Source organism: Zobellia russellii (genome assembly GCF_018728565.1).
Classification (GTDB): domain Bacteria; phylum Bacteroidota; class Bacteroidia; order Flavobacteriales; family Flavobacteriaceae; genus Zobellia; species Zobellia russellii.
The window spans coordinates 1,073,042-1,099,943 of record NZ_JACSOI010000001.1 but is presented as its reverse complement, the minus strand read 5'-3'; the positions used below and the strand labels follow the sequence as shown (position 1 = coordinate 1,099,943).

Sequence of the window (26,902 nt, the reverse complement as noted above, 5' to 3'; positions counted from 1 at the left end):
TAAATCAACGTATATTCCTCTATGCTACCTTTTTTAAATTCCCCATTGTTGCGCTATTTTTTCATAGAATCATCAAAAATTTATCTTACAAATCTGCACATTCACAATAAACCTTTGTACCCACACCTAACCACGTATATCAAGCATCCAAAAATGCGATGAACGCACACTAAACGCCTAGTTAGGGATTTAATTAATTTTATAGGAAAAATCGGAAACTTCAGAATACTCCGTAAGTACTACAAACATTACAACCAACTGCGATTTAGCGAATTAAAATCGATTTTAAGAGTATGGGATAATGATTAAATAACACTTTTAATTTTGGCTGTACTACCCGAAATCCTATATTTGCGCCTGCAATTTTAACCTCCCCCAAAATTAAAAAACGCCCTACAGCGCTAGATGTAAAACATTATTAAACTTGTAAATCTACTGTTATTATGTTATTGCCATTTAGTCAACTTTTACCAACAACTTTTTTTGGAAATGCCGGATGTTTTTTACAATCAACGGCTTTAAATCCTAGGGCCTATTTCACTACCCATAATTTACAGCAATAGAGGTGATGAAAAGTTTTAAAAATTCGGACTGGGTTATCCCAATTTCCATATTGGTCCACTTGTGTATCATTAATGGTTTACTGTTCTGCTTAACACCGGAAACCTACACCAATGTATACTATATTTTTCATTACAATGTGTCTTGGCTGCTTATCACCTATGGTCTAAGCTACTACACTAGAAAAAGAAAGGAACGGTTTTTCACCAACATTCATAAAGTTGTTCAACTCTATTTAATTTATGGTCTTGCCTATTTTGCCCTTTTTGGAATAACAGGTAGAATTTATGAATCGCTTGAACAGCAATTGTTCATCTATTTGATTATATGCGCGGCATTAACGGCCTATCGTGTGGTTTTCTTCTGGCTACGTAGAAAATACCGCTTATGGGGCGGTAACTCGGTTAAAGTAGTAGTTCTGGGCCGTGACAAAAATTTAAAGAAAATACGCAAGGTATTTGATGAACCTGAGTTGGGCTACCGTTATATGGGGTATTTTGATGATAAAAAATCTAAAAGTCCCACATTTCTAGGGCCCGTTGAAGATTGTTTCCTTTATATTTTAGAGAATAATATTGATGAAATTTATTGCGTTGCCTCCAAGTTTAACAACAAAGAATTACGCAACCTGATAGACTTTGCGGACAACAACCTTATCCGCGTGAAAATTATACCGGATAACAAAGAAATCTATTCTAGGGGCATGTTTATTGAACTCTATGAAACCGTGCCCGTGCTCAACCTGAGAAGAGTTCCTTTGGACACGTTGTTTGCCCGTGTAGTAAAACGTACGTTTGACCTTGTTTTCTCATCTTTGGTGATTCTTTGCGTATTGTCTTGGTTAGTGCCCATTATGTTCATTCTTATAAAATTGGAATCACCGGGAAAACTATACTTTAAACAAAAAAGGCATGGGCTTAAACGGCAGACCTTTTGGTGCTATAAGTTCAGGTCTATGCGTCCCTCCAAGGATGCGGACTCTAAAATGGCCACCAAAGGAGATATGCGCGTAACCCGTGTAGGCAGGTTTATCCGAAAAACCAGTATAGATGAACTACCACAGTTCTTAAACGTGTTCTTAGGCGATATGAGTGTGGTAGGCCCAAGGCCTCATATGGAACTGCACACTTGGGATTACGAGGTGAATGTAGATAAATATCTGGTACGCCATTTTGTAAAACCGGGTATTACCGGACTTGCTCAAATAAAAGGCTACCGTGGGGAAATTGGAGAGAAAAAAGACATTTTAAACCGTACCAAACTAGACATTTTTTATGTAGAAAAATGGTCCTTATGGTTAGACGTTAGAATTATTTTCCAAACGGTTGTAAATGCAGTACGCGGGGAGGAAAATGCATATTAAAACACTTAGATGTACTTATGGAAAAAATCCAAATGTTAAATTCCATATTCTTACTAAAAGGGATTTCAAATTTATTTTTAAAAGTTTTACGATATTTTAATTTCCATTAATTCAATCGGTTATGTCTTTATTTATAAAATCAAAATCAGCATTTTGGCATTGCTATTTTTTAAAGGCCTAAAAGTTTTAGGTAACTAAGAAATGCTGTTTCTTTACTACCTATTTTTGTTATAAAACTTGAACCAATGCCCTTTCAACAAAGACCAAATACAACCAAAAACAAAACTAGGCTATGACCCTGAACTATGCTCAGTTTAAAGCCATGTATTAAATCTAATCTATCAGATGGAACAAATGAACATCAGCAAGTTACTTTCAAAATATATTAAATATTGGCCTCTTTTTGTAATTGGAGTAGTCCTAAGTCTGGCCTTTGTCTTTTTGTATTTGAGATATAAAGTAGAAACAGAGTATGAGATAACGAGCACCATTTTGGTAAAGGGCAATGACACGGGCCAAGGCACTGCAAAAGCCGAAAGTATAAAGGATTTAGGCCTCCTCAAAAACTCTTATAACATTGAAGATGAAATTGGCATATTGCGTTCTACGGGTATCATGGAAAAAGTAATATCCGACCGGTCGTTGAATATCAATTTTTATGTTGATGGAAGAATACGCGATGTAGAAATCTACGGAGAAGATACACCTGTTCAGGTACTGGTAGACGAAACCGCTACAGATTTGGAATACAATTTACCCATTCAAATAAATTTACTGGATGACAGCCAATATGAATTGGAGACTACATATAAAGAGCAAGATTACAAAAGCACACATACTTTTGGTGATTTGGTAACTGCCCCTTTTGGAACATTTACCATAACTACCAGAGAAGGTAACACCTATGAAGACATTGGTAAACCTCTTTATTTTGTAATACGCAAAACGGATAGGGTTATAGATGATTTTCTTTCCAAGTTAAGTGTAGAATTAATCAATACTTCGGGAAATCTTTTGGGTATACGTTTTTTATCTACCAATCAAAAAAAGGGAGAAGACGTAGTTTCCGGTCTTATTGAAACATATGTTGAAGAAAAAATTAAATATGAAAATGAGCTAGCGGAAAATACAATTAAAATGATTGACAACCGCTTAAAGCTACTATCAGGAGAGCTTGAAGGTGTAGAAAAAAATGTAGAGGAATTCAAGACCAAAAATGACCCTACAAGTGTTTCTGGCAACGCAGACCTTTACATTGCCCAAGCCAATGACTATAAGAAGCTGATTGCCGATTACCAAACAAACATTAATGTGTACAATGCTATTGAAGCGTATTTAATAAAGGGCAATCTAGACACCCCAATACCAGGGTCACTTAGTGCTAGCGACCTTTCTTTGAGTAATATTATTGATCAGTACAACGAGACTTTACTGGAAAAAGGAAAGATGTCACAATCTGCTTCTAGCGCCAATCCTATTATTGTAAATCTAGACCGAACATTAAATGAGCTTAGCAAGGCTATTTTAGAAAATGTTAGAAGTGGTAAGAACCGATTACTGATTTCTCAAAACAACCTACAGGCTAACGCCAACAAATATCAGGCGCAGATTGCCAAAGTACCTGCTATGGAACGTCAATTGGTAGATATTAGCCGTGATAAGAGCACCAAAGAAGGTCTGTATTTATACTTGCTACAAAAACGAGAAGAAGAAGTGCTTTCATTAGCAGCTCCGGTATCCTCTACACGAATTGTTAGTTTACCAAAAGCAGGGCGTTTTCCTGTAAGCCCAAACAAGAAATTGTTTTACTTGGCCGGCTTATTGGCTGGCGTGTTCTTACCGTTTTCATTTGTTCAGGCTAGAGAAGCCATGAACAATAAGGTAACCACTGCCGAAGATATCACAGAGCACATTTCTACCCCATATTTAGGAGAGATTGCCAAGAATAAAGAAGATAGTGTGTTAATTACGGAAAGCAGCTACCAATCGCCAATGTCCGAACTCTTTAGACTGCTTCAATTTAATCTGGACTATCTAAAGAAGACATCAAAAAATCAAACATTATTAGTGACCTCAACAGTTAAAGGCGAAGGTAAAACCTTTATTGCCTCTAACCTTGCCACTACCCTAGCCATAAACGGGGAAAAAGTAGTGGCTTTAGCTTTTGACTTGAGAGAGCCTCAATTAATGAAAAACTTTGACCTCCCCAATTCACCAGGAATTACGGACTTTATCGTAAAAGGGGAGGTAGCGGTTAACGATATTATTCAAAATCACCCTACCATACCCAATCTATCACTTATTGGATCTGGAATGGATGTCAACCAAGTTGGCCCGCTTATGCTTAGCAAACGCATAGAAGTATTAATGGCTACACTTACCGCACAATATGATCGGATTATTATAGATACTCCGCCTATAGGTCTTATTTCAGATGCCTTTGCACTAAATCCTTATATAGATAGTACCATATATGTGGTTCGTAAAGATGTGACCAAAAAAGAAAGCTTAAGCACTATAGAAGGCATTTATAAAGATGGTAAGCTAAAAAATACAATGGTCTTATTGAATGACACCAATGCTACCCAAACCTACGGGTATGGCTATGGCAAGAACAAACGTAAATAGAACAATCATCAATACGGTGTAAGCTAAAATATTGAAATAGTATAGTTGATGTATAAATCATTTAAACTAACCAAATGTCATTAAAAAAGAGGGTTCTTAGCAATGGACTGGCTTCCGTTTTCCAAAAAGGAGTTCGGGTGTTGGAACAATTGTTTCTGGTGCCGTTCTTTATTTCGGCATGGGGTGCGGCGTATTATGGAGAGTGGCTAACGCTCACCATTATACCCAGTGTTATTGCCTTCTCTAACTTGGGGTTTGGTTCTGCCGCAGCAAATAGTTTTGTACTGAGCTATGCGGCCAACCAAAAACAGGAAGCGGCCAACATTAGCAAAACTGGGGTCTATATTATTTCTATTATGGTTCTTGTGGCCATGCTGATAAGCACAGTGGCCATATTTACATTAGATTATTTTCATGTTTTTGATAAGTCACTAATCGACAGCAAAGAGGCCATACTAGCTGTATCCATTCTTATCTTCTCACAATTATTGACCTTCTATCTACAATTGATAGAAGCCTATTATCGCGCAGCGGAAAGAGCGGCATTGAGCATTAATTTACTCACGTTTAAAGCAGCCGCAAACTTAGGTGCAGGACTATTGGTCTTATTGCTAGGCTACGGTATTGTAGAATTTGCCATATCACAATTGTTGGTCATGTTAGTCTTTATGGTTTTCTATTGGATCAAAGGGCGCCAAGTTATTGGCCTATTTAAGATTTATAGCGGTCAAAAAGACAAGGTCATTTTAAAAAGTATTACTACCAAGGGGTTAAGCTATTTAATGCTACCAGTTTGGCAAATCATCTATTTCCAAGGAACCACCTTTGTGGTGCGTATTGTTTTAGGTCCTGAAGCGGTAGCCATATTCAATACCGTTAGAACCTTGAGCCGTTCCCTTAACCAATTATTATACTTAGTAGAACCAACGGTCTTTCCAGAGCTTATTAATCAAATTGGAAAAGGGGACTGGAAAACCGCGCAGAAAATTTTCAGATTATCCATACTTGGGGTTTTTATCCTTTCTGCAGTAGGTTTTGTATTTCTTGCCCTATTTGGCCTATGGTTTTATGGCGTATGGACCAACCATGAACTAGAAGTACCTAAAACCATGTGGTACCTCTTTATTTCTGGCATGTTATTGAACGCATTGTGGTATACCACAGAAATGGTCTTTAGAGCGGTAAACGAACCTCGTAAAATGGGCGTATACGGCCTTGTAGGGGCGTTAGTTTCTGTTGGGCTTACCTACTTGCTATCATTACAATTTGGTTTAACAGGAGCTGCAATGGGTGCTATTTCTTTAGACCTCATTTTAGTAGTGTTAGTTATGCCAGAAGGTTGCAAACTTATGCGCATGTCCTTAAAAGAATTATACACCCACGGTTTGGAAGACCTACAAACTCTTGGGGTCCAAGCAAGACATAAATTACAAAGTATTAGAGCGAAAGTTTAAAACAAAATACCCCTTTTCATAGCGAGAGGTAAAAACAGTAACATGAGCAAAGAGAACGTACATATTCTAAAACAACTAAAAAGAGGCATGCTTATAGCATTGGTTCTTGCCGTTGTGGGCGAAATGATTTTCTTTCCCAGTCTGGCCAATTTTTATGGCTGTGTTATGGCGGTTATTGCTTACGGCGTATTTACCTATTTTTTAAAAGAAGCATACATTAGATACTACCCCTTTGCCTTTCTCATGTACCTCTCTATGTTTATGTACCGGTTTTTACCGTTACTAGCAACTATTGTTGAAGGCAAGCCCATTACATTTGGTTTTGAACGACCCTACGAGACCTTCCTGTACGAGATTTTATTGTTTTTAGTTTCCTCTTTAGCCTTTTATTTAGCTTGTAGAAATCCTGAAAAAATACTTAAGAAGAAAAATAACTTTATACAACTAAGTCTTAAAAAGGTTGGATTTTTCGAAACTACCCCCCCAATACTTTGGGGAATGGGCGTTATTGGTTTTGTAATACGCATTTATAATTTTAGCGCAGGTGACGTAGAATATGGAGACGTAGGCGGTAAATTTCTACTAGGTTTAGATTACCTCATGTATGCTCCTTTATGCTTGTTCTTCCCATCCCTATTGAAGCTGAAATATGAAAATCAAAAAGCACTATTTATTTATGCTGCTCTTATTTTCATCATAAATATTGCTTCTAACAGTCGGGAAAGCATAATAACACCTATTGCTACGGTTTTCATTTTATTCTTTCTCTTTCTTGTTCTCAACAACCTCAAGCTTACTTCTTATATCTCTCCTGCCAAAATGTTATTTTCAGGAATATTTCTACTATTAGCATTAAGCCTTCTATCAAATGTCTCGTTAGCGATGTTACACACCCGTAATGTAAGAGATGATATTGACAAATTAGAATTGTTTCAAAAAACAATTGAGACAGTGCAAGATGAGGCCCTTATGGAGCGTATAAAAGCCACGAGGGAAAGAAAACGCGGAAAATTAACAACTTACCAACAAGGTTGGACCGAGTATTATGTAAATAATTTTATGCTGGCGAGATATGCAAACATGCGAATTACAGATGAGACGATATACTATGCGGAAAAAAAAGGATATGCCGATAAAGGTATGCAAGAGTTATTTAAGGAAAATATTCTGGCAATTTTCCCAACACCTTTATTGAGCTTATTTGGAGTAAATATTGACAAAAGCAAACTAGAATTCTCACGCGGAGATTTCTTACTTGGCCCATCCGCACATGGAGGGTACAGAGTGACTAGTCATATTGGAGATGGACTGGCAACCTTTAGTTTTTGGTATTTTCCTTTACAGTTCTTAACGTACTATTTAATCTTTATACTAATCAATTCTTTAATTTTTTACACAAAGAAAGGGGTCATTTATGCTCCCTTTGCCATCATGAAAATATTCTTGTATTTAGGAATGTTCCGGAATGCAAACGGCATTACAAATGACATATCATACATCATAAGAATATTTCTTCAAGGCATTGTCACCTATTTAATAATTTTTTATTCTGTCAGATTTATAGTGCGCTTTTTGAATTTTAATGATGTGAAAGCCAAAAATATTAAAATTACATAAGCCGTTTTTATATCCTTAGTTGAAGGATTAATTATAAAAATAATTAAAGTCCACCTTAATGAATAAATGTTACAAGTGAAGTTTTCTGTAAAAAGAAAACCTTTCAATAAGTAAATTCCTAATTGTAGAGTATATGAGACACATTTTATTTATTGGTTACAACTACTCACCTGAACTGACAGGTATCGGTAAATATTCTGGGGAAATGATGGAATGGCTGGCTGAACAAGGCCACCAGTGCACCGTACTCACGGCTTATCCCTATTATCCTTATTGGAAAATACAGCAACCCTACCGAAAGAATAGGTTCTGGTATAAAAACGAAGTACAACATTTTGCTTCCGGAGGTACACTTAAAGTGATGCGTTGCCCCATGTATGTACCAAACCAACCCAGTGGCCTTAAACGGATGCTGTTAGACACTTCATTTTCTATCTCTGCCTTAGCACGAATGCAACCTTTACTTTTACAAAAAAAATACGATTGGGTTATTTCAATTTCCCCCTCATTTCAATCAGGGCTTTTAGGGTCTCTTTATAAAAACCTTAGGGGAGCTAAGCATTTGCATCATATACAAGATTTGCAGATTGAGGCCGCTCAAGATTTGGGTCTTATAAAAAACCCACGTCTGCTAAAACTATTATACGCAACAGAACGGTACATCTTTAAACATAGTGATGTGGTTAGTAGTATTTCAGATGGTATGATGGATAGAATTGAAAAAAAAGCAGAAAAACCGTTGCTATTTTTTCCAAATTGGACAGATACAAATAGCTTTTACCCCATAACGGAAAATTGCGGATCCTTAAAAGAAAAATTTGGCTTTGCCCCAGACGATTGGGTAGTATTGTACTCTGGTGCCATTGGGGAAAAACAAGGCTTAGAAACCATTCTCCATACAGCAAGATCTTTAGAAGGCCATAAGCGGTTAAAGTTTGCTATTTGCGGCACAGGACCTTACAAGGAAACCTTAATAAGCTTGGCAAATGAAATGGGGTTAACAAATATGCACTTTCTCCCGCTACAACCTAAAGAAGATTTTAATGACTTTTTAAACATGGCAAACTTGCATTTAGTTATTCAAAAAGAGAAAGCCAGTGATTTGGTTATGCCCTCCAAATTAACCACTATATTATCGGTTGGTGGCTTGGCTTTAATTACGGCTAACAAGTCTTCTAGCCTACATAAAATAGTTACAAAACATAAGATGGGTCTATTAGTAAATGCTGAGGACCAACAAGCTCTAAATGATGGGGTTTTGAACGCTTTTCTGAGTAATGAAAATAATTCAATCAAAAAAGCAGCTAGAGCCTATGCAGAAGAATATTTAGCTATTGGCAAAATAATGAAATCTTTTGAGCACGAAATTAGAACATAGCTCCTACTTTTTACTCAATAAATAAAAAATTAAGCATTAAGCTCATGAATAAATATTTAAGTGAAAAACTAAAAGCTATTTCATTTTTATTAATGGTCATGGTTGTAATTTTACACTCTTACAACTTAGAAGTAAAATTAGACTCAAAAATTGTAGTGGTCGATGCAGGTCTAAACTCCTTTATTCAAAATTTCATTTGCAAAGGCATTACAACCATAGCTGTTCCTTTATTTTTTATAATTTCCGGATATTTGTTTTTTCTAAATATCAAAAATGGGTCTTTAATAGAATTCATAGCTAAATATAAAAAACGAATAAAAACCCTGGTCTTACCCTACCTTATTTGGTCTATATATGGACTCTTATTTGTTTTCATCCTTCAAACCATACCTATCTCCCGACCTTTTTTTTATAATGCATTAATATTTGATTACTCATTCTCCCAATTACTTACAACAATTTTCATTCATCCTATACCCTATCAATTATGGTTCATCAGAGATTTAATTATTATTATTTTTTTGACGCCGCTCTGGTATAGATTACTTAAGAATACAAAACACTACGTAATATTGCTATTTTTAATTACATGGTTTATTGAATTCAACTTTATTCTTTTCTCCCATGAGGCATTACTCTTTTTCCTGGCAGGTGGCTATCTAGGGCTAAATAAGATTAGTCTGCAACACTTCAACTTTAAAAAAAAGAGCTTATTATTCGTAATGGCTTGGTTCATGTTAACCTTTATTGAAACTTTGCTATTACATCTTAATTATCAACAGGAATGGGTAATAATCGCAGTTCATAAAATAGAAATTTTGACAGGGATTATAGCTTTATGGGGTATTTACGATTTTTATTTTGAAGGTGAAAAGAAAGATATTTCTAGTTACAAGGTTTATTTCTTGTTTCAATTTTCTTTTTTTCTGTATGCTTTTCATGAACCTGTTTTATCGATTTTCAGAAAGGGGTTGAACAAGCTGATTGGACATTCTGAATTTGAATCATTTACAGTATTCCTTTTAGCTCCCACACTAACAATATTGACTAGTATTATATTAGGCTATTACGTAAAAAAAATAACTCCTAAACTCTATTTTTTACTAACAGGTGGCAGATAATATTTGAAACAAAACGAGAATATGACAAAATTAATAACCAATTATATATCTAGTTTTGCTGCTGTGTTTGAAGAGTCTTTTAATCATTAGGGCACTAGCTGTTGATAAAAACGTTACTAACAACAAACTAAATAAATATAGTAGAATATTATTGTTACCATCATCAGGTAAAATTCCAATTTTCGTATATACTTTCTTAAGTACATATATTAGCCAAGGGTGCAAAAAATAAATTGCAAAACTAGTTTCAGAAATTACGTCTAAAATTTTCCACTTAAAGGTGTATTTTTCAAGTGCTACAAATAGGAAAAACACACAAATTGTTTTTTGAATCAATTGCAAATCCACACCACCATATTCAAAGAAATATTTGTTATACGCACCTTCATGCCCTAGTAGCTGTTGAATTAAAGACAACCCAATTATTACAACAAGCATAAGTAATAACTTGTTATCAAGAAATCTTTTAATGTTGGTAGAATAGAGCGACGTCAATACTCCGATTAAGTACATTGGAGTGAAATAGAAAAGCGAATGAAAAGGATTAAGGTTTAATAACGGTCTATGAACAAATAAAGCTAATACATAAAGTAAAACCAGTATACTTAACTGTTCTTTCAACTTTAATCGTATGAATGCCATATGCAAAGGGGAACACAAAAAAAGTAACATGGCAAATGGGATATACCAGTAGATTGTAGAAATGCGCCCAGTGTAATAATACTTCAATATAGTCATGAAGGTTGTATCACTAGGTTTAAAGATACCTACCTCATATAAATTAGAAAACTCTTCACTTGAAAGCTGATTTACCGGTGCAAAATAACCGTATGAGGTGATTAAAAAAAATACTACTGCAATAGTTCCTAATATTAAATAAGGTAGAGCTACATTTTTAAATTTCTTAGACATAAACTGGCGAAACCCATACCGTTTATAATAAACATGATGAAACATAAACCCTGATACAAATACGAAGAATGATGTTCCAGAACCCATTAAATTACGAACAAAAGTAGAGAGTATGTCAGCTCCACTTAGACCAAAAACATATAAATGACCCGCAACTATTAGTAATATTGCAAGTCCACGAAAGTTACTGATGGATTTTAAAAACATATGAACTATTGTAATATTCTTAACCTCTTGTGAACGACTAAAACGGTCAAATTAGTCAAGATTAATTTGATAATTTTTAGCTAAAAACTGTCTAATTTTTGTTTTATCTGAACCACAAGCTTTTTTTACCTCAAAGATTTTGGCATCCACTAAAGTGCGGTACCACCAGCCTTGTAAGAAATGCCATAAAAAACCTTCTTTACCTTGGGTAAAACCAAACTTAAAGAAATAGCGATAAACAAAATAGAGGAACGATCGCCAAAACAAGGGCATATTAGCATACTTCTTTTTCTTCTCACGTTTGGATTGTGCATCTGCAGATAGTGCATACTGCTCTGCTTGTTTGGTCTTAGGTTTTAATAATTGATATTCCAAGTCCAATAAATCAACAGCTTCCCTTATAGAATAATTATTATGCTTTTGAATCCACCAACCCAAAGGATTTAAATTATGATCTACAAAATAGCCATCAAACATTATACTTTCTCCTTCTGTGAGGATTATATGCTCATCCATCCAACGCTCTTCACAAAAACCATGACGATACTTAAACAATCGTAACATATTCATTTGCAACATACCCTTGGTCATCAATGTGTCCAGGAAGAACATTTTTCGTTCAAAAACAACACCCGAAAATTTAGGTTCTAAAGCGGGTAATTTCGTTTTGATTTCGATGATAAGGTCATCCATCAAATATTCATCGGCATCTAAACGAAAAACCCAATCTGTAGTGATGGGTAAATTTTCAAGTCCCCAATTGAATTGCTTAGCATAATTGTTTTCCCATTTATTTTGGAAAACCTTAGCTCCTAATGATTCAGCTATTGCAACTGTACGATCAGACGAAAAAGAATCGACCAAAAAAATTGCTTCTGAAAACTGCTGTGCATTTTTGATACAACGTTCAATATGTTGTTCCTCGTTATAGGTCAAAATTATAATTGAGATGCCCAAATTCATATTTTTAGTAGTTAATTCTTAATGACTCTATTTTTAATAAATTTCGCAGGATTACCACCAACCACTGTCCAAGGGGCTACGTCCTTAAAGACAGCGGCTCTTGCTCCAATAACTGCTCCTTCCCCAACAGTAACTCCAGGCCCTACAAATACATCTGCAGCAACCCAACTTTTCTCTTTTAAGACAATAGGGAATGAAATCAAAGGATGACTTTTTTCCGAGATATCATGTGTAGCTGTACATAAATATGCTCCTTGCGAAACCACACAATTCTTACCAATGATAATCTTATTCTTATTATAAATCTCAGTTCTGGGCCCAATGCAGCTGTGCTCATCCATTTCTAAATTCCATGGAGCCCAAATTTTAGCAGAAGAGTAGACCATTACCTTTAGTGGAACTTTAGCTCCAAAAGCTCTTAATATCAAATTTCGAAGTGTCCGGAGCGGTGCTCCTGGAAGCGCATAGAAAATTGTCCGATTGACTATATACCAAATAATTCTTTTAAGATGATTAGGTTTTGGTTCTCTATAATTAGATAAATCCATTTCAAGTATTTATTTTTTACTTGTTCACTAAAGCAAAAGGCTTTAGTTCTTATTCATTTTTTTAAACATGCTTTCCCATTCTGAAACAATAGTATCCAAGGAAAAATATTGAGCACGTTTATAGGCCTCCTGAGACATCTGATAACGCAATGTCTTATCCGTTATTAATATTTCAAGTTGTTTAACTGTATTGGTCTTTTGATACGGTGCGGGAGTTATAAAACCAGATTTTCCGTTTTCTATGATATCATATATAGCCGAGTAACTTCCATATACAATGGGGACCACTCCGTAAATCATACCTTCAATAACCACCAACCCAAAGCCTTCTAAATCTGAGGTTAACAACAATATGGAGGCTTGTCTATAATATTCTATTGGAGCTTCTTTTTTAAAACCTTCAAATACTACTCTTTCTATCTTATTTTTATTAACGTAGGATTCTAGATTTGATTTTTCAGGACCATCACCTACTAAAATTAACTTCCAATCCGGGTGTTTTACTGCTATCTCCTCCCATGCTTCTACAACTCTGTGAACTCTTTTATTTGCATGATCCATTCTACCAACATACAATATGGAATTCTCTTTGCCTGTTTCGTTTATACGCTCAAAACCATCAGGAGCATCTATGGTAATTGGATTAGCAATTGCCCTAATTTTGTAATTTTGTTCAACTTTTGATAATTTCAAAAATGTATTTATAAAGCTTTTTGAAAGCACTACATATTGATCACTGTGTCTATACACATATTTCAAATTCAACCCAGTTCCATAAACCATAGCCTTATGCGCTCGTTCGTAGAAGAACCTCTGTATACCGTTTTTAGAGTTATTTTTGCGATCAAGTATAGTTAACAAGCGTTTATTCTGGTCAGGCACTCCGTGTAGAGCAGAAATCAGTATGCAATTTCGGTTCTTTCTAGCCTTGTTGATAAGAGAGGTAACATAATAGGGCAAACACCATTGATTGATAATAACATCAATCTTTTTTGCATCAATAAAATCTTCTAATAACTTGGCGTTTATTTTTTTACGAAGAGGAAAACTCAATTCCAACAAGTCAATTGATGCATTTAATTCTTCGTCTTTTAATTCAGGATGAGGTTGTTCAAATGAAGCTATTGAAACCTCATGCCCTCTCCCAACAAATGCATTAGCCAATACGGTAGTTACCTTTTCGGTTCCTCCATAATTCGGATACAATCCAATTACAAAAAGTATATTCGCCATCGTACTTTATGATTTAATTCCACTTAAATATTGCTGTGCTGCTTGCTCCATAGTAAAACATGTTCGGTACACTTCTTGTGCAGCCAACGCCATCCCTTCTTTCTCGTTTTTACCTAATAAAAACCACTGTTTTAGTAAATCATAAGTGTCTTCTTGAGTATCGTTCTTAACTATACCGCCCATTCCTTTTTCAATTTCCCGCCAGATATTTATCTTATTACTGATCAAAACTGGTTTGTTGCAGGCCAGAGCTTCCACAACGGCTATTCCAAAATTCTCTTGATGACTAGACAATACAAATGCTTCGCTTTCATAAAAAGCGCCCCATTTGGCATCTCCACTTAGCATACCTGCAAATATGATATTTGGCGAAGCAGCTCCCAAGGCTTGCATTTCTTTACCATACTCATGCTCATTAGGTCCTGCAATGATTAATTGCGGCACTTCTTCTAACTCTTCTTCTAATTTACAGTAAGCATTGATGAGCATATCTACGCCTTTTTTAGGGTGTATTCTACTTAAAAATATAAGAAAGGGCTTTCCGTTCCATTGTGGCAAATGGGAGGCAAATGCCTCGCGCATCCCATCTTTATTAGCTGGCGGCGGCTGTATGCCGTACCCTACGTTTATCTCCCTTTTAGGTTTGTAATTTGGAAATGTAGTGCGAGCGAGCAACAATTCTTCTTCGCAAGTGAATAATATACCATCTGCCTCATTCACTACTTTGTTCTCTAGCACCTTCCAATACACGTCATTACGCAATGCCTTTAACTTCCGGTCTTTTGCCGTTTGAAAATAGGGGTCTAACATGCCATGCGTCATGACATAGATTTTAGGAGAAACGGCGTGGGTCTTTCTGTATGTTAACATGGCCTTTATGGCTGCATGGCTTTGGTATAACCATAACCCGTTTACCACCACCACATCATACCTACTAAAATTAGCCAGCAACCAAGGAATGAGGTCTTTGTGGTACCCCCAAAGCTTTTTGCTTTTACCCAAAGCATGAATTACAAATGAGTCTTGTCCCAAATAATCTGCTTTAGGATCGTCCAAACAAACCACTTCACTCTCAATACCCATTTTCTGAAGTTCTGGAATGGTATTACGTATGCCTTGGCAGACGCCCCCGTGTTTTGGGTCCATACTAGCTATGACTTGAAGTATTCTCATTTTGTACTCAAATTTTGATATAGTTCTAAATATTGTTTTGCTATGGTTTCTACAGAAAACCGTTTTGCATTTTCTATTCCTAAATCAATTAAATTAGTTCTATATGCATCATCTTCTATAACTTTCAAATATGCTTCCCGAATTGATTCTACATTTTTAGGGTCTACATAGGCTACGGCACCTGCGCTAACATCTATAAGCGGTTCCATTTTAGAAGTAACAACTACCCTACCCGTTTTTTGACCTTCAATGACCGGCATACCAAAACCCTCATATTCAGAAGGGAAGTTTACAATATCACATTTAATGTATTCATCCCTAATATCCTCATCAGACAAATCGCACTGGTTGGTATATTCTATTTTGTGTTTTTTGAGAAGTATTACCTGATTTTCACTTAGCTCACCTATAATCCTAAGTTCGCAGGATACACCTTCTAATGCTTCTACGGTACGCGCTAAATTCTTATTCCAACCAGTACCTATATGAAGAATAATGGGCTTGGGTTTGTTAAACGGTTTGGCTACGAAAGTAAAAATAGGATCAACGGCATTATAGATAACCGTTAGTTTATCCGTTTTTATTTTATTTAGAATACCCTCCTTAGTTTGATTTGAAATACAAACCACCTCGTCAGCAATCTTTATTGGTAAATACAACCAGAATAACCATTTATAAAATCGCTTAATAGGATTCTTCACATTATCCAAAAAAACCAAGTCATGAATCGTCAGAACAGTCTTTACTCCCCACAATGCCAAAAGTACATCGTGTATATGTCCAGTAACATGATGTATAGCTTGTTTTTCCCTACTCTGATATGTGAAAATATTATTCTTAATCACATCATGAGGCATTGAACCTCTGCAAGGGGTTTCATAAATCTTGATTTCCACAGATTTCTCAAGTTCTGCAATCAAGGTCCTAAAAACACGGTGTATAGAATAACCTATCTTGGGGTTTCGAAAAAAGTAACTGATTTTCATTTTAAAAAATTAGTTCTATTCATTTTATCCTATTTATTAAAAAAGATGATTTCATCACCTTTTTTATCCGAATTATAGCAGAACTTAAGCTAGTTCATCAGGGAATTTTGAAAACATTATTAAACACATAATCTGGCAAATATAACGTCAGACCAATCCTACTTTAAGCGGGTAAATATCAATTATTTAAGAAGTAATCTCAAACTATTCACCGATTATTTCGGGGATTAATCAAACTTTTATAGACTTGCTACTAAATGCAATTTAAATTTCCGCATTTCTTGGTAATTTGGCATGTTTAAAGAAAAAATATAAACCATATTTCTTTGGGAATAAATTCACAAAAAGAGAAATAAATAATCGCATAACTTATTATTAACCTTGTCATAAAATACCTCTAGACTATTCCTTGTCCTTAACTTTCTACAAGTTCTTTCCCATTCGCACCTAAAATCGTACTTTTCATGAACATTAGGCTTATTCCTTTGACATGAAGCAAAAACTGTTCGACGATTTTGAAAAAGTATCCGCTAAAGCGTGGAAACAAAAGATACAATACGAACTTAAAGGTGCCGATTATAACCAAAACCTGGTTTGGGAATCTCCCGAGGGCATTAAGGTAAAACCCTTTTACCATGCAGATGACCTTCAAAACCCAATTGCCCACACCACAGAAAAACAAACCCCTTGGAAAATAACCCAATCCATACCGGTCAATGATAGTTCCGAGGCCAATAAAAATGCACTTAACGCTCTAAAAGGTGGTGTGGAAAGTATCCTTTTTACCCTCCCCTCGCCTGCTATAGATTACAAAACACTTTTAGCTGAGATTGCTACGGACCAAAAGATTAATGTTCATTGTGAGTTTAAAAGTATCTCTACCGCAGATAGTATAAAACTATCGGAAACTCAACCTGCGGAAGCAGCGGCCGTCTCGTTTCAAATTGACCCTATCGGGCAGTTGGCCCGTACCGGAAACTGGTTCACGAGCATGGCCGAAGACCTGCAACTGACCCACAAGCTATTACAGGCATCCGCTTCAAAAGAACACAAGAACAGTATTAGCATAGATGCGGCACTATACCAGAACGCCGGAGGCAATAGGGTTCAACAGCTGGCCTATGCCCTGGCCCACGCCAATGAATATCTTAACTGGTACGGTTCTACTATGGAAACCATTACTTTTAAAGTGGCCGTGGGCAGCAATTATTTTTTTGAGATTGCCAAAATCAGGGCCCTACGCCGACTTTGGAAACTACTAGCCACAGAATACGGGATTACTGCCAATTGCCAAATTGAGGCCGTACCCTCCAAAAGGAACAAAACCCTTTATGACTACAATATGAATATGATCCGTACCACTACGGAATGTATGGCAGCTATTCTGGGCGGTGCCGATCGGGTGTGCAATCTTAATTACGACTTTATCTACCACAAGAACAATGCGTTCGCGGAACGAATTGCCAGGAACCAACTCCTTTTGCTCAAAGAAGAAAGTTACTTCAATGCCTTGCAAAACCCTGCGGAAGGTGCCTATTATATTGAAAGTATTACGGACCAGCTGGCAGAGAAAGCGCTGCTACTCTTTAAGGATATTGAAGCCAACGGTGGATTTCTAAAACAATTAAAATACCATATCGTCCACAAAAAACTAAAGGAGAATGCTCAAAAAGAGCAAGAGCGGTTCAACACTTCCCAAGAGATACTGGTAGGCTCCAATGCCTATATAAACGGAAGCGAACGGATGAAAGACCAACTTGAAGTCCATCCTTTTGGAAAACAACGTCCTGTAAAGACCCTAATAGAACCCATTTTGGAAAGACGTCTTTCCGAAGGTTTGGAAAAAGAGCGATTACAAACCGAAGGCTGGCAAGCACGATAATCCGTTGGGTAGTATATAAGAGCGATACATGAGAAAAGACATACAACATATTTCCTATAAAAAAACGGCACCGGATACCACTGCAATCCAACAAACGGATTTTGAGCATCTGGATTTTGCGGCCGGAATACCCCCATTTTTACGCGGACCCTACAGCACCATGTACGTACAACGCCCGTGGACCATTAGACAGTATGCGGGATTTTCCACCGCAGAGGAAAGCAATGCCTTCTACCGAAGAAACTTAAAAGGGGGCCAAAAAGGACTTTCCATTGCTTTTGACCTGGCCACACATCGCGGGTATGATAGTGACCATGAACGGGTAGTTGGTGATGTGGGCAAAGCAGGGGTTGCTATAGATACGGTAGAGGATATGAAAATTCTCTTTGATGAAATTCCTTTGGATAAAATGTCCGTTTCTATGACCATGAACGGGGCGGTACTGCCCATAATGGCGTTTTATATTGTTGCGGCGGAAGAACAGGGTGTTGCTCCAAAAGCACTCACTGGCACTATTCAGAATGATATCCTTAAGGAATTTATGGTACGGAACACCTATATCTATCCGCCTGCACCTTCCATGGCTATTATTTCTGATATTTTTAGGTACACCAGCAAACACATGCCCAAATTTAACAGTATTAGCATTTCCGGTTACCATTTGCACGAAGCAGGTGCTACGGCCGAACTGGAACTGGCGTACACTTTGGCCGACGGACTGGAATACATTAGAACCGGACTAAAAGCGGGACTTGATATAGATAGCTTTGCTCCTAGACTATCATTCTTTTGGGGCATTGGTATGGACCACTTTACTGAAATTGCCAAATTACGGGCGGGCAGGGTGCTATGGGCCAAACTCGTAAAACAGTTCAACCCCAAGAACAGTAAATCCATGTCTTTGCGTACGCATTGTCAAACCAGTGGTTGGAGCCTTACCGCACAGGACCCGTTCAACAATGTGGCCCGTACCACCATAGAGGGCTTATCCGCTGTTTTGGGCGGTACACAGAGCCTGCACACCAACGCATTGGATGAGGCCATAGCCTTGCCTACGGATTTTTCGGCACGGATTGCGCGGAACACCCAACTCTTTCTAAGGGACGAAACTAAAATCACCAAAACGGTAGACCCTTGGGCGGGCAGTTTTTATGTTGAAAAACTTACGGAAGACCTTACCCATAAAGCGTGGGAGCTTATTCAGGAAATTGAGGAAATGGGCGGGATGACCAAAGCCATTGAAGCCGGAATACCCAAATTGCGCATAGAGGAAACCGCCGCAAAAAAACAGGCCCGTATAGACAGTGGTAAGGATATTATTGTGGGCGTAAACCAATACCAAACCAACGAAGATGACGGACTTCAGATATTGGAGGTGGACAATAATGCGGTACGGAAAAAACAATTGGAACGCCTAGAGCGTATCAAACAGCAGCGGGACGATGAAAAAGTGGCCACGGCACTCCGCAAACTTACGAATGCCGCACACACCAAAATGATAACCGGAGAAAATCATACTACGGACCCATCACAATCGGGTGAAAATTTATTAGCTTTAGCTATAGAAGCCGCTAGGCACAGAGCTACTTTAGGAGAAATTAGCAGTGCACTAGAAACGGTATTTGGCAGATACAAAGCAACCATTCAATCTATTTCAGGGGTGTACTCAAAAGAAATACAGGAAGACGAGAGTTTTAAAAAGGCCTGCAGGCTTTCCGATCAGTTTGCGGAACAGGACGGGAGAAGACCCCGTATCCTCATTGCCAAAATGGGACAGGACGGGCACGATCGTGGCGCCAAGGTTATTGCTACGGGCTATGCTGATCTGGGTTTTGATGTAGATATAGGCCCACTTTTCCAGACACCTGCGGAAGTAGCCAAACAAGCGGTTGAGAACGATGTTCATATTCTAGGCATCTCTTCTTTGGCCGGCGGTCATAAGACCCTGGTTCCCGAAGTTATTGCCGAACTTAAAAACTACGGTCGCGATGATATTATGGTGGTCGTGGGCGGTGTTATTCCTAAACAGGACTATCCCTATTTATTCGATAAAGGGGCCATTGCGGTTTTCGGTCCCGGAACTAAAATTGCCGAAGCTGCCATACTCATTCTGGACATCTTATTGGACAATTCATAAAAACCACCTTTACTTTTAACAAAACACGGTCAAATAACTACTCCTAATAGTATTTTGATAATCAGCCATGTATAAAAAATCTAACAATTTCATTTAAAATTCGTAGTAAAAATACTACATTTTAACAACCCGTTAACACCGTTTTGCCTATAAATTGAACTATATTTAAGATTACTACCAAACCATTAACACCACTTTTTTCTTGAGAACACTACATTTAAAATACCGGAATACACATTAGATTATGGGAAAAAAATTGATATCCATATCCAGCGTGTTATTTTTAATTACTTGCGTAATTATATGGAACCTCTCCGTACAGCGCATTAAGCTTTTTCATAAGAATATTACCCTAGTTGAAGAAATTAAGGCAAAAAACAAGCTTAAAGATGCAGAATCACGCCTCTTTGAACTCTATAGTATCAGCAAGAAAAACGTCATTTTCTTGAGAGACCTTATAGAAATGGACCTCAAAGCAAATGCTCCATTAGAGGTTCCCCAAAAGAAGCTAAGCCAATTTCTAAAAATAGACCCAAACTACTTTCAGGCGCGCTTTATAGATTTGAAAGGCATGGAAGTCATACGGGTAGAGCATAAAGATTCGGTTATGGCCTCTACTTCGCAATTTAAAGGTAAGCGAGACTATTTTAAAAAAACCATGGAGCTGAACAAAGGAGAGTTCTATATCTCCAACATGGACCTCAACATTGAAAATGGTAAGGTTGAGGTGCCGCATAGACCCACAGTGCGCTTCTTCACCCCTATCTATATAAACAACGTGCTTAGCGGCATTGTAGGGCTTAACCTGAATGCGAAAAATTGGCTGGACACTTTTAACAACCAAGAGATTACTTTCTTGAATTCCAAAAATGAAGTTTTCCATAGTGCGGATGACGAAAAGCTATATGCACAATCTACCATAGACCTAGACAAAAAAGACCGTCATGGAAACGCTTTTTATTACCAAAGGAAAGTAAGCTTGGAAGGAAACCAGACTTGGACACTCTACACCAAACCTGATATTTTATCCATTCAGAACCAAATGGCAGAGTATAAGAAATCTACTTATATCACGGCAGCCATTCTGACCATTGGTATTGTCCTGTTCCTATGCATCATTTATATGCTCTACAAAAAGAACAGCTATATAGATACTCTAAACCAGACCATAAAGAATAGACTTAGCGAACGCGATACGCTTTTAAAAGAGATACACCATAGGGTAAAAAATAATCTACAGGTCATTACCAGTTTGCTCAGTTTGCAATCTAGTTTTATTAAGGACGAGAAAATAAAAGGGTTGTTCAGGTACAGTCAGTATCGCATCAACTCTATGGCTATTATCCATGAGATGCTTTACCGCTCCAAAGACCTTAGCCGCATTAATTATGGGGATTATGTGCACCAACTAGCCTCAAAACTTATAGCATCTATGCGAGGGTCCGAAAAAAAAATAGATCTTAAAATTGAAGCGGAAGAATTGCACCTGAACCTGGATACCTCAGTACCGTTGGGCCTTATGATCAATGAAATCATTACCAATTCTTTAAAATACGGATTTAAGAACAAGGACGAAGGCCTAATTTCCATCAAGTTTGAAAAATTAAAATACCCTAATTTCCTGTTGCGCATTGGCGATAATGGAACGGGCTTTTCGGATGAAATTGATTTTAGGAATACTAAATCGCTAGGATTGAAATTAATCCATATGCTCACCTTACAATTAAAGGGTACCGTAGAAAAAGACAACACAGAAAGTGGCACACACTATATAATAACCTTTCAAGAAATTGAACAGATATCCTAACACTATGAAACTAAAAGTCCTAATTGTAGAAGATAACCTGATCATACAAATGTTTATTGAGCATATCATTACCAATGTGGGCAGTACCCACGTTAAAACTGCGGATAACGGCACCGATGCATTAGCTGTTGTAGACCATTATATGCCAGATGTAGTTCTGTTGGATATTGGCTTGGGCGGAGACCTCAACGGAATTGAAACCGCTACCATTCTTAAGGAGAAGTATAAAATCCCTTTTGTCTACATCACCGGAAACTCGGATTTTAGCACCTTGGAAAGTGCCAAAAAAACCGAACCGTTACACATTCTAAGGAAACCTATAGACGAGCATGAGCTCAACAAGGAATTTGAGATTATATGCCAGAAATTATTGGAATCCAAACTGGAAAACTCCCAATAAGTGCCTGAACACCCCTGACTATCACCTATTTTCTGAAACGGCAAACACTTTAAAAATTAGGCTACTACGGCATTCTACGCCATTTTTTTTCACCGAAGAACAATTATTGAACCCTTGAAGCTTATTTTTCTAGGAAAATAAACTATCTTTGCACCGCTTTTGAAATGGTCGCGTAGCTCAGCTGGATAGAGCATCTGCCTTCTAAGCAGACGGTCCCAGGTTCGAATCCTGGCGCGATCACTTTAAATCAACAACCACGTCCTTAAGGCGTGGTTGTTTGTTTTATGGAATGATGCAAGACCACCGGTCTTGTAATCTTGGAATAAAATAAAGAACTAGAGCGATAGCTCGTGATTTACAATTTGCAATATTTAGCCACCTAGGAACACCAAAGGTAATCCTAGTGCCATCACTTTAAATGAGAAACCACGCCCATTATAGCGTGGTTCTTTGTTTTATGGAAAGATGCAAGACCACCAGTCATGTAAAAAAATTAAGTTAAAAAGTGTTGAACAGGTAAACCAAAACCTCAAAGCACTATAATTCATAGTATTATCTATATTTGAGCAGAAAATTATTAAAATATAGCTCAAAATTTCATTAAATTTGAGCTATAAAATGCAAAATTATAGCTCATGGGGTACAAAAATTGGAATTGGAAAACAAAAGAGTGGCCTCATTTTACTTTTAAGGAAGAGGCTCTTGAAGCGTTAGAACGCAGTTTTTTACAAAAAAACGGTGTGGCTCTAGGAGCTTTCAAGCATGTTAAACAATACGAAAAAGACCAACTTCTAGTTCAAATACTTTCCGATGAAGCCATAAAAACTTCTGAAATTGAAGGTGAATTTCTTGATAGAGCCAGTATACAGGAATCTATCAAAAAGAATTTGGGGCTTGAGTCTACTACACGAAAATTACCCCCTGCCGAATTTGGCGTTTCTGAAATGATGGTTGATCTATATAAAACCTATAATCAGCCACTTACCCATGAACAAATGTTTCAATGGCATAACATGTTAACTAGTGGCAGAAGGGATTTGGTAGATGTAGGACGGTATCGCACCCATGACGACCCTATGCAAATTGTCTCAGGCCGGCTAGATAAACCCACTGTACACTTTGAGGCACCGCCTTCCAAAGTAATGAGCTCTGAGATGGATAAATTTGTTACGTGGTTCAACAGAGTTCATGATGTAGAAAACAAAACAATATCGCCTTTAGCAAAAGCTGGTATTGCACATTTTTATTTTATAACGATTCACCCTTTTGAAGATGGTAATGGCCGTATTGGACGTGCAATAGCCGAAAAATCCATTTCTCAAAGTATACAACGCCCTGCTTTAATTTCACTATCCCAAATGATAGAGGCTAAGAAAAAGGAGTATTATGGCACTTTAGAAAAACACAATCACACCTGTGAGTTAACGGATTGGCTTGTTTATTTTGGTCAAACCATTTTAGATGCTCAAGAGAACACCTTAAAAATTATTGACTTTTTGATTCAAAAAGCACACTATTTTGACCGCTTTTTAAACCAAATGAATGAGCGTCAAATGAAAGTAATACGTCGTGTTTTTGAAGAAGGCCATAAGGGGTTCAAAGGGGGCTTAAGTGCCAAAAACTATACTCGCATTGCCGGAACCTCTGCTTCTACATCTACAAGGGATTTAAAAAATTTAATCGATATGGGTGCTTTGTATAAAACAGGAGCGTTAAAAAGTACGCGATACTATCTTAAATTAAGTGAAGATTGATGATTTTCTAACCTTGCAAAAAACCAAAAAACCAGAGAAGCTAGCTTCTCTGGTTTGATATTTATTATTTAAAAACTGTCAACCTATTTTAGGACGACTCACTATTACTCAAGTTAACCGCAGTGGTATAGATTGCAAACGTTTTCCCGTGAGCCTGCGTACAGCATTGGCGATAGCCGCACCTATGGGACCCATTGGAGGTTCGCCCACCGCACCGGGTTTATCCGTACCCTGAAGCAACACTACATCTATTTCTTTTGGAGCGTGTTTCATTAGCGCCATTTCATACGGGCCATAGATGGTTGGGGTCAACGAACCATCTACCACTTTCATCTGTTCAAAAAGCACGGCACTCATCCCCATAATCACACAGCCTTCGCACTGCGCTTTTATCTGATCCGGATTTACGGCCAGACCGGGGTCCAACACTACCGTTACTTTGTGAACCTTAATACGGTCATCCGTGACCGAAACCTCAACTACATGCGCACAGGGCGTACCCGCATCTACCGATGCTGCAATACCCATGGCCCTATTATTTTTTACTTCTTCGGTATATCCTGATTTTTCGCCTGCGGTACGTATGACTTCCTTTAAACGTTTTCCGGCAGCATCATCGTGAATATGTGCCAAGCGGAATTCTACGGCATTCGTTTTCGCTTTAATTGCCATTTCGTCCATAAAGCTTTCAATGGCAAAAGTATTGGCCAACAACCCTAAACTGCGCCACCAACTTGTGGCAAAAGGCAAAGTTACATGCCAATACACCGAACGATGATTGGGCACGCCCGAATACTGTATAAACCCACCTCTGATCGCCCCAATATCCGCACCAATAACGGTGGGAACCATATTGGGTATCAATGCTGAATTATTTCCTACATCACCACTCACAAAATGATGCTCCAAGCCGGTAAGCTTACCAGCATCATTTAACCGCCCCTTTAAAATATGATGGGTGGGCGGGCGAAACATATCATGCTGAAACTCTTCTTCCCGACTAAAAATATATTTTACAGGCTTGCCTACCGCTTTGGACATGACTGCCGCCTGTACCGCATGCGGCGTATGCAAGCGTCTGCCAAAACCACCTCCCAAATAAGTGGGGATTACATTTACCTGCTCCTCGTCCCAACCCAAACGGCTAGACACTTCCTTACGGGTAATTCCAATTACCTGGGTAGAGATCATAATGGTTGCTTTCTCCCCTTCCACCAGAGCCACTACCCCATTGGGTTCTATCTGGGCGTGCGCACCAATGGGACTCCTAAATTCCATCTGCTCTACCGCATCGCCTTCAAGGGCTTCCCCTTCTTTTTGTATTATAGAAGATTTTCCATTACCTACGGTCATCATGGCCACTATGGCCTCTTGTTGTAAATCTTCCGGGGCTTCCCAAACCACCTCAATGGCCTGCTTGGCATTTTCCGCTTGGATATAGGTTTCGGCTACGACACCCACAAAATCGTCCTCACTTACAATTTTTATAACGCCGGGCATTTTTTCGGCCTTATCCGTTGTAGCACTTACAAACTTGGCTCCAATTCTTGAAGGTCGCACCACGGCTCCGTAAACCATATTGGGCATTATGGCATCTATCCCGAACATGGGCGCCCCATATACTTTATCCGCCAAATCTACTCTAGCCAAGGGTTTCCCCACGAACTTATACGTACTTATATCCTTTAAAACGGGTGCATCCGGAACCGTCCAATCCGTTACACCTTCCGATATTTCCGAAAAGGACAGGCTTTTTCCGTTTCCTGAAACAACACCCTCCTTTACGGAAAGTTCAGAGACGGGAACGCCTAATTGCTTTGCTGCTTCTAGCTTGATCATCTCGCGAAAGGTAGCTGCCAATTCCCGCAGCGGTTGCCACAGGCCGGAAATAGAGGTACTCCCTCCCGTGCTCACGCTATCTATATTACCCGTGGCCGTAGAGGCATGCACCACTTTGATATTTTCCATGGGTATTTCCAATTCATCCGCTGCCATTTGTGCCATACCAGTAAAGGTACCTTGGCCCATTTCCACTTTAGGCGAGTGTAAGGTGATGATATTATCCTTACCCAGTTCAAACCAGAGCATAGGGTTGTCCGTACTGCCCATATAGTCCAGGTCCATTTCATTTACCTTTTCCAACACGGCCCTTCTAATGGGATTCCGCAATATATAGGTACCTACGGCTAGCACGCCCAAGGTTCCAAAGCCCCCACGGACTAAGAATTTTCGTCTGGATATTTTCTTTTTTGAAGAATCGTTATCTGCCATTACTTCATGTTTGTGGGTTGGTTCATTGGGGTATTCTCTTGTTGTTTCTCCGCCGCCCTATGAATGGCTTTTCGCATTCTATAGTAGGTTCCACACCTACACACGTTGATAATGTTATCATCAATTTCCTCGTCCGTTGGATTGGGGATTTTGTTCAATAAAGCCACCGTAGCCATCATAAACCCAGGTTGGCAATATCCACACTGGGGCACCACTTCTTCTATCCAGGCCGTTTGTACAGGATGTGGATTTTCCGCATCTCCCAAACCTTCTATGGTAGTGATTTGTTTTCCCTCCGCAAATTTTACGGGATAGGAACAGGAACGTACAGCTTCTCCGTCTACATGTAGGGTACAGGCTCCACAAGCTGCCTTTCCGCAACCAAACTTAGTACCTTTTAAACCCAGCATATCGCGAATTACCCAAAGTAGGGGCGTAAGCTCATCGGCAAGCTCAACGCTACGCGATTCGCCATTGACAATCATTGAAATTTTCATGGTCAGTCTA

19 protein-coding genes and 1 tRNA gene are annotated in these 26,902 nt (G+C 38.2%); 12 read left to right on the top strand and 8 right to left on the bottom strand.

Translation table 11 applies throughout. From position 1 onward, the window contains the following. Window positions 1-568 precede the first annotated feature (568 nt). The 6 genes from H9565_RS04555 (at window position 569) to H9565_RS04530 (ending at window position 10,122) form a co-directional block, all read left to right on the top strand. The gene (locus tag H9565_RS04555) at window positions 569-1,924 is read left to right on the top strand and encodes an exopolysaccharide biosynthesis polyprenyl glycosylphosphotransferase (RefSeq protein WP_215437999.1); all 1,356 of its coding nucleotides are present in this window, start codon (window positions 569-571) and stop codon (window positions 1,922-1,924) included. A 345-nt stretch (window positions 1,925-2,269) separates the two neighbouring features. Continuing rightward, window positions 2,270-4,552, top strand: a complete 2,283-nt coding sequence (locus H9565_RS04550; RefSeq protein WP_215437998.1) for a GumC family protein — start codon at window positions 2,270-2,272, stop codon at window positions 4,550-4,552. A 74-nt stretch (window positions 4,553-4,626) separates the two neighbouring features. Then, entirely contained in the window at window positions 4,627-6,006 is a 1,380-nt protein-coding gene (locus H9565_RS04545; RefSeq protein WP_215437997.1) for a lipopolysaccharide biosynthesis protein, read from the top strand. A gap of 42 nt (window positions 6,007-6,048) precedes the next feature. Continuing rightward, the gene (locus H9565_RS04540) at window positions 6,049-7,623 is read left to right on the top strand and encodes a hypothetical protein (protein WP_215437996.1); all 1,575 of its coding nucleotides are present in this window, start codon (window positions 6,049-6,051) and stop codon (window positions 7,621-7,623) included. 133 nt (window positions 7,624-7,756) lie between these two features. Next, window positions 7,757-9,001 (top strand): WcaI family glycosyltransferase, encoded by a 1,245-nt coding sequence (locus H9565_RS04535; protein WP_215437995.1) that lies wholly within the window; start codon window positions 7,757-7,759, stop codon window positions 8,999-9,001. 44 nt (window positions 9,002-9,045) lie between these two features. Further along, window positions 9,046-10,122 carry an acyltransferase family protein gene (locus H9565_RS04530; protein WP_215437994.1) on the top strand — a complete coding sequence of 359 codons (1,077 nt, stop codon included), beginning with the start codon at window positions 9,046-9,048 and terminating at the stop codon, window positions 10,120-10,122. 30 nt (window positions 10,123-10,152) lie between these two features. Here H9565_RS04530 and H9565_RS04525 read toward each other — a convergent pair whose 3' ends face one another. From H9565_RS04525 to H9565_RS04500, 6 genes are read right to left on the bottom strand one after another with little or no spacing between them, the layout of a single operon-like run. After that, window positions 10,153-11,241, bottom strand: coding sequence for an acyltransferase family protein (locus H9565_RS04525; RefSeq protein ID WP_215437993.1), 1,089 nt, complete (start codon window positions 11,239-11,241; stop codon window positions 10,153-10,155). Between the two features lie 51 nt (window positions 11,242-11,292). Beyond that, window positions 11,293-12,204, bottom strand: a complete 912-nt coding sequence (locus H9565_RS04520) for a glycosyltransferase family 2 protein (protein WP_215437992.1) — start codon at window positions 12,202-12,204, stop codon at window positions 11,293-11,295. Window positions 12,205-12,215: 11 nt separating this feature from the next. Continuing rightward, window positions 12,216-12,752, bottom strand: coding sequence for an LbetaH domain-containing protein (locus tag H9565_RS20290; RefSeq protein WP_215437991.1), 537 nt, complete (start codon window positions 12,750-12,752; stop codon window positions 12,216-12,218). A gap of 42 nt (window positions 12,753-12,794) precedes the next feature. Beyond that, window positions 12,795-13,985: a glycosyltransferase gene (locus H9565_RS04510; RefSeq protein WP_215437990.1), complete on the bottom strand. Its 1,191-nt coding sequence runs from the start codon at window positions 13,983-13,985 to the stop codon at window positions 12,795-12,797. A gap of 6 nt (window positions 13,986-13,991) precedes the next feature. Continuing rightward, window positions 13,992-15,158, bottom strand: a complete 1,167-nt coding sequence (locus H9565_RS04505; RefSeq protein ID WP_215437989.1) for a glycosyltransferase — start codon at window positions 15,156-15,158, stop codon at window positions 13,992-13,994. Continuing rightward, the gene (locus H9565_RS04500) at window positions 15,155-16,144 is read right to left on the bottom strand and encodes a glycosyltransferase (protein ID WP_215437988.1); all 990 of its coding nucleotides are present in this window, start codon (window positions 16,142-16,144) and stop codon (window positions 15,155-15,157) included. Before H9565_RS04500 ends, H9565_RS04505 begins: the two co-directional genes overlap by 4 nt. A 490-nt stretch (window positions 16,145-16,634) precedes the next feature. Here H9565_RS04500 and H9565_RS04495 point away from each other — a divergent pair, with 490 nt between their 5' ends. The 6 genes from H9565_RS04495 to H9565_RS04470 all read left to right on the top strand — a co-directional run bounded on the left by H9565_RS04495 (window position 16,635) and on the right by H9565_RS04470 (window position 24,124). Continuing rightward, window positions 16,635-18,026, top strand: coding sequence for a methylmalonyl-CoA mutase subunit beta (locus tag H9565_RS04495; protein WP_215437987.1), 1,392 nt, complete (start codon window positions 16,635-16,637; stop codon window positions 18,024-18,026). 28 nt (window positions 18,027-18,054) lie between these two features. Continuing rightward, the gene (gene scpA / locus H9565_RS04490; protein WP_215437986.1) at window positions 18,055-20,163 is read left to right on the top strand and encodes a methylmalonyl-CoA mutase; all 2,109 of its coding nucleotides are present in this window, start codon (window positions 18,055-18,057) and stop codon (window positions 20,161-20,163) included. Window positions 20,164-20,407: 244 nt separating this feature from the next. Continuing rightward, complete coding sequence (locus tag H9565_RS04485; RefSeq protein WP_215437985.1) at window positions 20,408-21,970, top strand: sensor histidine kinase; 1,563 nt, start codon at window positions 20,408-20,410, stop codon at window positions 21,968-21,970. 4 nt (window positions 21,971-21,974) lie between these two features. Beyond that, a complete protein-coding gene (locus H9565_RS04480; RefSeq protein WP_215437984.1) occupies window positions 21,975-22,370 on the top strand; it encodes a response regulator in 396 nt (131 codons plus the stop codon). A gap of 166 nt (window positions 22,371-22,536) precedes the next feature. Further along, window positions 22,537-22,610: transfer RNA gene (locus tag H9565_RS04475), tRNA-Arg, on the top strand. 395 nt (window positions 22,611-23,005) lie between these two features. Beyond that, window positions 23,006-24,124, top strand: coding sequence for a Fic family protein (locus tag H9565_RS04470; protein WP_215437983.1), 1,119 nt, complete (start codon window positions 23,006-23,008; stop codon window positions 24,122-24,124). A 108-nt stretch (window positions 24,125-24,232) separates the two neighbouring features. Here H9565_RS04470 and H9565_RS04465 read toward each other — a convergent pair whose 3' ends face one another. Together H9565_RS04465 and H9565_RS04460 are read right to left on the bottom strand one after the other, a co-directional pair. Next, window positions 24,233-26,395 carry a xanthine dehydrogenase family protein molybdopterin-binding subunit gene (locus H9565_RS04465; RefSeq protein ID WP_215437982.1) on the bottom strand — a complete coding sequence of 721 codons (2,163 nt, stop codon included), beginning with the start codon at window positions 26,393-26,395 and terminating at the stop codon, window positions 24,233-24,235. Then, window positions 26,395-26,892 carry a (2Fe-2S)-binding protein gene (locus H9565_RS04460; protein ID WP_215437981.1) on the bottom strand — a complete coding sequence of 166 codons (498 nt, stop codon included), beginning with the start codon at window positions 26,890-26,892 and terminating at the stop codon, window positions 26,395-26,397. Before H9565_RS04460 ends, H9565_RS04465 begins: the two co-directional genes overlap by 1 nt. Window positions 26,893-26,902: the final 10 nt, after the last annotated feature.

Bases quoted from the DNA above. Each gene is read 5' to 3' on its own strand.
- H9565_RS04555 (WP_215437999.1), top strand. From the start codon at position 569: ATGAAAAGTTTTAAAAATTCGGACTGGGTTATCCCAATTTCCATATTG.
- H9565_RS04550 (WP_215437998.1), top strand. From the start codon at position 2,270: ATGGAACAAATGAACATCAGCAAGTTACTTTCAAAATATATTAAATAT.
- H9565_RS04545 (WP_215437997.1), top strand. From the start codon at position 4,627: ATGTCATTAAAAAAGAGGGTTCTTAGCAATGGACTGGCTTCCGTTTTC.
- H9565_RS04540 (WP_215437996.1), top strand. From the start codon at position 6,049: ATGAGCAAAGAGAACGTACATATTCTAAAACAACTAAAAAGAGGCATG.
- H9565_RS04535 (WP_215437995.1), top strand. From the start codon at position 7,757: ATGAGACACATTTTATTTATTGGTTACAACTACTCACCTGAACTGACA.
- H9565_RS04530 (WP_215437994.1), top strand. From the start codon at position 9,046: ATGAATAAATATTTAAGTGAAAAACTAAAAGCTATTTCATTTTTATTA.
- H9565_RS04525 (WP_215437993.1), bottom strand. From the start codon at position 11,241: ATGTTTTTAAAATCCATCAGTAACTTTCGTGGACTTGCAATATTACTA.
- H9565_RS04520 (WP_215437992.1), bottom strand. From the start codon at position 12,204: ATGAATTTGGGCATCTCAATTATAATTTTGACCTATAACGAGGAACAA.
- H9565_RS20290 (WP_215437991.1), bottom strand. From the start codon at position 12,752: ATGGATTTATCTAATTATAGAGAACCAAAACCTAATCATCTTAAAAGA.
- H9565_RS04510 (WP_215437990.1), bottom strand. From the start codon at position 13,985: ATGGCGAATATACTTTTTGTAATTGGATTGTATCCGAATTATGGAGGA.
- H9565_RS04505 (WP_215437989.1), bottom strand. From the start codon at position 15,158: ATGAGAATACTTCAAGTCATAGCTAGTATGGACCCAAAACACGGGGGC.
- H9565_RS04500 (WP_215437988.1), bottom strand. From the start codon at position 16,144: ATGAAAATCAGTTACTTTTTTCGAAACCCCAAGATAGGTTATTCTATA.
- H9565_RS04495 (WP_215437987.1), top strand. From the start codon at position 16,635: ATGAAGCAAAAACTGTTCGACGATTTTGAAAAAGTATCCGCTAAAGCG.
- scpA (WP_215437986.1), top strand. From the start codon at position 18,055: ATGAGAAAAGACATACAACATATTTCCTATAAAAAAACGGCACCGGAT.
- H9565_RS04485 (WP_215437985.1), top strand. From the start codon at position 20,408: ATGGGAAAAAAATTGATATCCATATCCAGCGTGTTATTTTTAATTACT.
- H9565_RS04480 (WP_215437984.1), top strand. From the start codon at position 21,975: ATGAAACTAAAAGTCCTAATTGTAGAAGATAACCTGATCATACAAATG.
- H9565_RS04470 (WP_215437983.1), top strand. From the start codon at position 23,006: ATGGGGTACAAAAATTGGAATTGGAAAACAAAAGAGTGGCCTCATTTT.
- H9565_RS04465 (WP_215437982.1), bottom strand. From the start codon at position 26,395: ATGGCAGATAACGATTCTTCAAAAAAGAAAATATCCAGACGAAAATTC.
- H9565_RS04460 (WP_215437981.1), bottom strand. From the start codon at position 26,892: ATGAAAATTTCAATGATTGTCAATGGCGAATCGCGTAGCGTTGAGCTT.